This is a genomic window from Allobosea massiliensis (assembly GCF_042655245.1).
In the GTDB taxonomy this organism is placed as follows: domain Bacteria; phylum Pseudomonadota; class Alphaproteobacteria; order Rhizobiales; family Beijerinckiaceae; genus Allobosea; species Allobosea massiliensis.
On sequence record NZ_JBHSLU010000149.1, the window covers coordinates 19,085 to 27,162 of the forward strand.

Annotated in this window: 6 protein-coding genes and 6 pseudogenes; 9 read left to right on the forward strand and 3 right to left on the reverse strand. The window is 63.8% G+C overall.

Features of this window, described 5'->3' with window-relative positions:
- Positions 1 to 237: 237 nt before the first annotated feature.
- Positions 238 to 717 (forward strand): annotated as a pseudogene (locus ACFPN9_RS28630) (PIN domain-containing protein); the annotation flags it as partial.
- A gap of 374 nt (positions 718 to 1,091) precedes the next feature.
- On the opposite strand, the gene ACFPN9_RS28635 reads toward ACFPN9_RS28630, so the two are convergent.
- A complete protein-coding gene (locus ACFPN9_RS28635; protein WP_377817986.1) occupies positions 1,092 to 1,448 on the reverse strand; it encodes a Fic family protein in 357 nt (118 codons plus the stop codon).
- Here ACFPN9_RS28635 and ACFPN9_RS28640 point away from each other — a divergent pair.
- Positions 1,359 to 1,643: pseudogene (locus ACFPN9_RS28640) on the forward strand (DUF3363 domain-containing protein); the annotation flags it as partial. The gene ACFPN9_RS28635 and the pseudogene ACFPN9_RS28640 sit on opposite strands and share 90 nt — an antisense overlap.
- A 52-nt stretch (positions 1,644 to 1,695) precedes the next feature.
- Here ACFPN9_RS28640 and ACFPN9_RS28645 read toward each other — a convergent pair.
- A complete protein-coding gene (locus ACFPN9_RS28645) occupies positions 1,696 to 2,664 on the reverse strand; it encodes a GlxA family transcriptional regulator (RefSeq protein ID WP_067989087.1) in 969 nt (322 codons plus the stop codon).
- Between the two features lie 171 nt (positions 2,665 to 2,835).
- On the opposite strand from ACFPN9_RS28645, the gene ACFPN9_RS28650 reads away from it, so the two are divergent.
- The 7 genes and pseudogenes from ACFPN9_RS28650 to ACFPN9_RS28685 all read left to right on the forward strand — a co-directional run.
- Complete coding sequence (locus tag ACFPN9_RS28650) at positions 2,836 to 3,180, forward strand: putative quinol monooxygenase (protein WP_465247904.1); 345 nt, start codon at positions 2,836 to 2,838, stop codon at positions 3,178 to 3,180.
- Between the two features lie 182 nt (positions 3,181 to 3,362).
- Positions 3,363 to 5,347, forward strand: a pseudogene (locus ACFPN9_RS28655) (conjugal transfer protein TraG).
- A gap of 7 nt (positions 5,348 to 5,354) precedes the next feature.
- A complete protein-coding gene (locus tag ACFPN9_RS28660) occupies positions 5,355 to 5,804 on the forward strand; it encodes a CopG family transcriptional regulator (RefSeq protein WP_067989088.1) in 450 nt (149 codons plus the stop codon).
- 219 nt (positions 5,805 to 6,023) lie between these two features.
- Positions 6,024 to 6,989, forward strand: a complete 966-nt coding sequence (gene trbB / locus ACFPN9_RS28665; protein ID WP_377817985.1) for a P-type conjugative transfer ATPase TrbB — start codon at positions 6,024 to 6,026, stop codon at positions 6,987 to 6,989.
- A pseudogene (locus ACFPN9_RS28675) lies at positions 6,986 to 7,318 on the forward strand (TrbC/VirB2 family type IV secretion system protein). The gene trbB and the pseudogene ACFPN9_RS28675 overlap by 4 nt, the downstream one beginning before the upstream one ends.
- Positions 7,318 to 7,598: pseudogene (locus ACFPN9_RS28680) on the forward strand (VirB3 family type IV secretion system protein). Before ACFPN9_RS28675 ends, ACFPN9_RS28680 begins: the two co-directional pseudogenes overlap by 1 nt.
- A gap of 13 nt (positions 7,599 to 7,611) precedes the next feature.
- Positions 7,612 to 7,908, forward strand: a pseudogene (locus tag ACFPN9_RS28685) (conjugal transfer protein TrbE); the annotation flags it as partial.
- Positions 7,909 to 7,925: 17 nt separating this feature from the next.
- On the opposite strand, the gene ACFPN9_RS28690 reads toward ACFPN9_RS28685, so the two are convergent.
- The coding region (locus tag ACFPN9_RS28690) for a transposase (RefSeq protein WP_377817987.1) at positions 7,926 to 8,078 on the reverse strand (153 nt) is incomplete at its 5' end.

An 8,078-nucleotide genomic window follows, 5' to 3' on the forward strand; every position in this document is an offset into this window, starting at 1 on the left:
GGAGCAGGTGCGGCGTGTTTCTGAAAGCAACCGCAAGGTTGCCGATCTGTATCTCGTCCACAACTGCCCGATCCACTTCGTCGTCTCAAAGCGGAGCCGTGGCACAATCGGGTTCGTCGAGTACCTTCGCTCGCTCGATTTTGACATTCGGACTTGCAATGGGACCGAGGCTGAGCGCATCGCTGCGCGTCAGGTTCTAAAGCAACATCGAGATGGGGGCGCTGTGTCGATACCTACACCGCCTGGACGGCCGCAACGATGGACGCCCTCGACGTCCTCAGATCCGTCTTCGGAACGATCATGGTGCCCCAATCCGTCATCGACGAATTGCGAACCGTGCGAGACGAGCAGGAGGTGCGTGCCGAGCCGTCCATGACCGTCGCTTGGCACAATGGCGAGTTCATCCGGCAGGAGCATACTGCAGAAGAAACTGCGGCGCGGCGAAGCTACATCGAAGAGCAGATCTCCCGCATCGAGCCGGCTTGCGAGGTTCGTCCTGTCAGCATCCCTGGCGAACCTTCCGAGCTTGCCGCGTTGATCTATCAATCCTTTGGACCCCATGCTCTCGACGCCGCCAATCTCGCGGACGCGAAGCATGTGCTTGTTTCGGAAGACATGTATTTCCGACAGTATGGCGAGGCCGCTTGCTCGACCAAAGGGGCCTGGCTGCAAGTGGTGTTCTCATTTGCCCTCGACCTGGGAAGAATGCGGACGTGATGCTTACGGCAATCCGCGAGGATCAAGCGCGAGATTTCGGAAATTTTGCAGCGCTTGCCAATTTCATGGGCACGCGCAACGCCGAGTTGTGATCGCATATCAATGTCTGCGTCGAGTTCCTCAACCAGCTCTGGCTTGAACATGGTGAGTTCGACCTAGCCTGCAAGCGCGCGACGAGCATCCTGATCGAGCGAATGGTTCGGTTCCGGTCCAAAGACTGGGCGTTGGTGCTTGCCTTCATCAAGCGCGGCTGCGCCCCCTCCATTAGGCAATTTCTCGATGGCTGGCTTGCTGGGCACTGCCTCTCCGATGACGCCGTAACAGCTGCTGGCGCAGAGATTGAAGTCGTGGCGACGCAATTGCGCGAGCGTCGTTCAGCGCGGATTGTCGCGGGCGAGCCAAAGACACCACGCGAGCGAGTGCGCAGGCGCCGCAAAAGACGTAGATGAGCCCGGCGTCTCCCGTCGTGCATAGCCGGCGCGCAATAGCAGGAGCGTCGTCAGCACGCGAGACAGGCGCCCATTGCCGTCCTGAAAGGGATGGATCTCCAGGAAGACAACGACGAAGACGGAGATGACGACCTTCACCCCGCCGACCAGTACGAACGCTACCGCGAGCTTGCGGAAAATCGCGGATGGGGCACGCTCCGCCGCCGCGAGTTGGACGCCGTCGGCTCCAAGCTCGCCGCCGGAACCGGCCTGCCTCACCTGAAGGCGGCGGCGGGCGAACACGTCGCCGGCACTTATCGCCAAAGCCTCACCCTGTCGTCCGGACGGTTCGCGATGATCGACAACGGGCTCGGCTTCCAGCTCGTGCCGTGGTCGCGGGAGATCGATCGCAAGCTCGGCCAGCACATCGCCGGCGTCGCGCGAGCCGGCGGCGGCATCGAGTGGAGCCTCGGCCGCAAACGCGACCTGGGACTATAAGGGCCATCGTCCACATGCAGTCATGTCGCGGGAGGGTTCAGGCGCGATCTGATTAGTCGGCGAACTCGCTAAGCCGGCGCAGCTCAGATGCGGTACGCCCGGTTTTGCGTCGAAGCAGCACACGAAGGGTCGTTCCATTAGCGTACCCGGTCCGAGAAGCGATTTCATCGACGCTCAATCGAGTCGTCCTCAGAAGATATGTCGCGTGTTCGACCCGCAGATCCTGGTGGTACGCCAGTGGTGATCGTCCCAGCACGGCGTGAACTCTTCTCGACAGCGTTCGCGTACTTGCTCCAGTGAACTGCGCCGCGTCTGGGAGCGAGAAAACTCGATCAAGGTTCGTCCGCACCCATACCTCAAAAGCTTGGACAAGCTCGTCCGTGTGTCGAAGGTGATCCGGGATCGCGTATGTCGCCTGGGGTGAACGCGAGTCGAGCATCAAGTAGCGTGCTGTCGTCGCCGCAAGTTCAGGGCTGCGCTGTCGAATAAACCACAATGCCAGATCGAAATGGGCCAACACAGCCCCCGCCGTAACGATGTTGTCGGCCCGCACGATGGTGCGATGATGATCCAAATCCACGCGCGGATAACGGGAGCGAAAGAACGGACTCAGCCACCAACTCGTCGTCGCGGCCCGACCATCCAACAGGCCGGCCTCCGCTAGCAGGAACGTTCCTGTACATGCCGCTGCGATAGTCGAGCCCCGTTTATGCCACGCGCGCAACAGAACGCCAGCGCTCGCGCAATCCGGATGGCGGAGTGTGGTGCTCAGCGCCTCCTCGGTCTTTGCGCCGACCGCAGGCACGAGCACAAGATCAGGCGCAAAAGAGGCGACTGCCGGCACAGCAGGTATGGCCAAGCCATGCGCAGTCATCGCGCCGTGCCGGACGCTCAGAACGGTCGCCTTGAACGACTTGCTTTCTGAGGTCGGCGCCAGTTCGGCGGCTGTGGTCAGCGTGTCTTGGAACGCGGCCAGTCCGGTGTCGAAAGTCCCATCAAGGGCAAGGATCGCGATGTTCATGGCGAGAATGGTACTACATTTGTCATTTATGCCAAGCGACTGATGAACTGACCTCCATTAGGGTTGTGACTGCCTTTGGGAACGAAGGCCGCTCTCGGTTGAGGCGCGTATCGACAAAGGCGCGAGTCGAGCCACTCGGGTGTCTGCAACAACCACTCTTGGAAATCATCGTTGCTGTCGATCCGTGCCGGGGCAGATTCCAAGTCTGATAAGGAGATAGGTATGATTAAGTTTGGGCTGTATGTTCGGCTGGAAGCGAAGCCCGGCAAAGAGGCGGATCTTGAAGCGTTTCTTCAAGGTGCATTGCCGTTGGCGCAGGAGGAGACCGGCACGCCGGTGTGGTACGCCGTGAAATTCGGGCCTCAAAGCTACGCGATTTTTGACGCTTTTGCGACCGATGAAGATCGCGGCGCTCACCTGAATGGCCCAATTGCTGCCGCTCTGATGCAGCATGCGGACGAACTCTTGTCGACACCGCCCGTGATTGAACGTTGGGATGCTTTGGCGGTGAAGTAGGATCACTGGGGAAGGGCCGTCCAGGCACGGAAATTAGCTCGTATAGAATATTCGGCGCCGATACTGCTAAACAGAGTATACCATTCCTACGATAGAAGCGCCGATTACTATACGCCGGCAAGATCTGAATTGTTATTTATAGCCGTGATCCGACCTTTGCGGGATTTGCCGCAAGGGTCGCCATGTCCGCCACTAAGATTTTGTGGGGCCAGATCACAGTAGTCTTCCTGATCGTGCTGTTCACGCCTGGACGGCGACGCAGTGGACCGCCTACCGCCTCGGCTTCCAGCCGCAGCTCGGCCATCCATGGTTCGAGCTGATGGGCTGGCCGGTCTATTACCCGCCGGCCTTTTTCTGGTGGGGGTATTTCTACGACGCCTATGCGCCGCCGATCTTCGTCGAGGGCGCCTATATCGCGGCGTCGGGCGGCTTCATCTCAATCCCCGTCGCCATCGGCATGTCAGTCTGGCGGGCGCGCGAGGCGAAGAACGTCGAGACCTATGGCTCCGCCCGCTGGGCCGACGGCAAAGAGGTGAAGGCGGCCGGGCTGCTTGGGCCGGACGGCGTCGTGCTCGGCAAGCTCGATCATGCCTATCTCCGCCACGACGGGCCGGAGCATGTGCTGTGCTTCGCGCCGACCCGCTCCGGCAAGGGCGTCGGTCTGGTCGTGCCGTCGCTCTTGACCTGGCCCGGCTCGGCGATCGTTCACGACATCAAGGGCGAGAACTGGCAGCTCACCGCCGGCTTTCGAGCGAAGCACGGACGCGTGCTGCTATTCGATCCTACCAACGCCAGGTCGGCCGCTTACAATCCGCTGCTGGAAGTCCGCCGCGGCCAATGGGAAGTGCGCGACGTGCAGAACGTCGCCGAAGTTTTGGTCGATCCGGAAGGCTCGCTCGACAAGCGTAACCACTGGGAGAAAACCTCCCATTCGCTTCTGGTCGGCGCGATCCTGCACGTCCTCTATGCCGAGGAGGACAAGACGCTCGCCGGCGTCGCCGCCTTCCTGTCCGATCCCAGGCGACCGATCGAGACGACGCTGCAGGCGATGATGACGACGCGGCATCTCGGTGAAGCCGGGCCGCACCCTGTCGGGGCGTCCACGGCGCGCGAGCTGCTCAACAAGTCCGACAACGAACGATCGGGTGTGTTGTCCACAGCCATTTCGTTCCTCGGGCTCTATCGCGATCCCATGGTGGCCGAGGTGACGCGCCGGTGTGACTGGCGCATCGCGGACCTGATCGCCGATCCGAAGCCGGCGACCCTGTACCTTGTCGTTCCGCCGTCGGACATCTCGCGGACCAAGCCGCTCATTCGCCTGGTGCTCAACCAGATTGGCCGGCGTCTGACGGAAGACCTGCACGCCAAGGACCGTCGCCATCGCGTGCTGATGATGCTCGACGAGTTTCCAGCGCTCGGCCGACTCGGCTTCTTCGAGTCGGCCTTGGCTTTCATGGCAGGCTACGGCCTAAAGGCTTTTCTGATCGCCCAGAGCCTGAACCAGATCGAGAAGGCCTACGGCGCCAACAACTCGATCCTGGACAACTGCCATGTGCGCGTGAGCTTCGCCACCAACGACGAGCGGACGGCCAAGCGCGTTTCCGATGCGCTCGGCACCGCTACCGAGATGAAGGCGATGAAGAACTATGCCGGCCACCGGCTGTCGCCCTGGCTCGGTCATCTCATGGTATCGCGTTCCGAGACCGCGCGACCGCTGCTCACGCCCGGCGAAGTGATGCAGCTCCCGCCCGCCGATGAGATCGTCATGGTGGCCGGCACGCCGCCCATCCGCGCCAAGAAAGCGCGCTATTACGAGGATGCCCGGTTCAAGGAGCGAGTGCTTTTGCCGCCCGATCCGGCCAAGTCGGGACGGTCGAAGCGGACCGATGGTTGGTCCGCGCTGAAACCGCAGACGCCCGACGCGGCCTTGCTGGCGAAGATTGCCGAGGCGGATGCGGCCAATAGCGGCCTACGCCGCGAGCCCGAACTGCCCGATCACGTCGCCATCGCCAAGGAGACGACGGACCCAAGCGTGGCTGACGAGTTCGCCATCACGCTCGACGACGAGCCCGAGGACGCCGCGCGCCAGTCCCGCATCCTGCGCCAGCAGATGCGCGGCGTCGCCCGGCAGGTGTCGCTCCATCCCAATGACGGCATGGACCTTTGAGGCCGATCTGCGCGACCGGATGAACGTCTATTTTCCGCCCGAGCTTCTGAAGCACATCGGCGATCTCGCCGACCGCAAGAAGCTGTCGCGCTCGGCGATCGTCGAGGCCGCTGTAGCGTCGTTTCTCTCGCCCGACGGGGCGGACAAACGCGAGGCGGCCTTTGTCCGCCGGCTCGACCGACTATCGCGGCAGGTTCAGCGGCTGGAACGGGATCTCGGCATCACCGCCGAGACGCTGGCGCTGTTCGTCCGCATCTGGCTGACTATCACGCCGCCTTTGCCGGGCGACGCCCAGGCCTCCGCGCAGGCGAAGGGCCGCGAGCGCTACGAGGGATTCATCGAAACGCTCGGACGGCGTCTCCAGAAAGGCCAGAGCTTCCTTCGGGAAATTCCCGACGACATCGCCGGCGCAATGCCGTCCGACGACTCGCACGAGGATCAGACTTCCAAGCAATAGTTCTCGGTCTGGAGATCTCAAGTATTCGGCAAGTTCGCCGCTTCCCTGTCTTTCCACGCCGCAGCACTACTACGCTATCACCACTGTTGCGGCCGCCCCGAATGCGGTCATTTCACTCATCCCCGATCCAGGGTCGTGCGTCGTGCGCGCCCGCAGAAGAACGGGGACGACGTGGCGGCATCTCACCAGCAACCGGAAGCGAGCACGAGAGGCGTGCGCATGTTGCGCACCGCCCTTGGTCCCGCCATCGCCCGATATCTGGAAGACGCCTCGATCGTCGAGGTGATGCTCAACCCCGACGGACGGCTCTGGATCGACCGTCTTTCCGAAGGTCTCGGCGATACGGGCGAGTGGCTGTCGTCGGCCGATGGTGAGCGGATCATCCGCCTCGTCGCGCACCATGTCGGCGCCGAGGTCCATTCCGGTAGCCCACGCGTCTCGGCCGAGTTGCCCGAGACCGGCGAGCGCTTCGAAGGTCTGTTGCCGCGCGTCGTGGCAGCGCCGGCCTTCGCCATCCGCAAGCCCGCCGTCGCGGTATTCACGCTCGGCGACTACGTCGTCGCCGGGATCATGACCGCCAGCCAGGCAGAGGCGCTGCGCGTCGCCGTCGCCGAGCGCCGCAACATCCTCGTCGCCGGCGGCACCTCGACCGGCAAGACAACGCTGACCAACGCGCTCCTGGCCGAAGTCGCCAAGACCTCCGACCGCGTCGTGCTGATCGAGGACACGCGCGAGCTGCAATGTGCCGCGCCGAACCTTGTGGCCCTGCGCACCAAGGACGGCGTCGCCTCGCTGTCCGATCTCGTCAGGTCTTGCTGCGCCTTCGCCCCGACCGCATCCCGATCGGCGAAGTACGTGGCGCCGAAAGCGCTCGACCTCCTGAAGGCCTGGGGCACCGGCCATCCCGGAGGCGTCGGCACCATTCACGCCGGCACCGCGATCGGTGCGCTGCGCCGCCTCGAACAGCTCATCCAGGAAGCCGTCGTCACCGTGCCGCGCGCGCTGATCGCCGAGACGATCGATGTCGTCGCCGTGCTCGCCGGCCGCGGCTCGCAGCGGCGCCTGGCCGAACTCGCCCGCGTCGAAGGGTTTGGCCCCTCCGGGGACTACCAGACCACACCGTCGGGCGCGGCGTCGGCGGTCATTCCCTCAGCAACCTCCGAACAATCGGGAGATCCCCCATGATCCGCCATGCCCTGCGCACGCGTCGCCATATCGCGACGGCCGCCTCCGTCACCTTCCTGTCGCTCATGCTCTCGCCCGCCACCCATGCAGCCGGTTCGTCCATGCCGTGGGAAGCGCCGCTGCAATAGATTCTGGAGTCTATCGAAGGCCCGGTCGCCAAGATCGTCGCGGTGATCATTATCATCGTCACCGGCCTGACGCTCGCCTTCGGCGACACGTCGGGCGGCTTCCGTCGCCTGATCCAGATCGTCTTCGGCCTGTCGATCGCCTTCGCCGCGTCGAGCTTCTTTTTGTCGTTCTTCTCGTTCGGCGGCGGGGCGCTGGTCTGATGGCGAGCGCGCTCGACCCTGCGGCCGAGGTGCCCGGCTTTTCCGTGCCTGTCCACCGGGCGCTGACCGAGCACACCTGCTCGGCGGCGCTCCGCGCGCCATCGCCATTCTCAACGGCACGCTGGCCGCCGCGCTCGGCCTCGGCCTGCGGCTCTGGCTGGTCGGCCTCGGCCTTTGGGCCGTCGGCCATTTCGCCGGCGTCTGGGCGGCCAAGCGCGATCCGATGTTCGTCGATGTGGTGCGACGCCATCTGCGCATCCCCGGCCACCTCGGCGTCTGAGGGAGCCAGCATCATGATGAACCTTGCCGAATATCGTAACCCCAACACCCAGCTCGCCGATTTCCTGCCCTGGGTGGCACTGGCCGGTGAAGGCATCGTTCTCAACAAGGACGGCTGCTTCCAGAGGACCGCGCGCTTTCGCGGGCCGGACCTCGACAGCGCCGTGCCGGCCGAGCTGGTCGCCGTCGCCGGCCGGCTCAACAACGCCTTCCGCCGCCTCGGCTCCGGCTGGTCGATTTTCGTCGAAGCCCAGCGCCACGTCGCCGCGACCTATCCCGCCAGCCTGTTCGCCGACAGCGCGGCCGCGCTAGGGTCAGGACTCGTTGATCACAGCCAGAAGATGACGGTGGCAGCGAGGGCGATGGCGGAGAAGAAGGCCTTAGGGCAGCGATCGTAGCGGGTGGCGACGCGGCGCCAGTCTTTGAGGCGGCCGAACATGATCTCGATGCGGCTGCGGCGCCGATAGCGGCGCTTATCGTA

Bases quoted from the DNA above. Each gene is read 5' to 3' on its own strand.
- trbB (WP_377817985.1), top strand. From the start codon at position 6,024: ATGTTGCGCACCGCCCTTGGTCCCGCCATCGCCCGATATCTGGAAGAC.
- ACFPN9_RS28645 (WP_067989087.1), bottom strand. From the start codon at position 2,664: ATGAACATCGCGATCCTTGCCCTTGATGGGACTTTCGACACCGGACTG.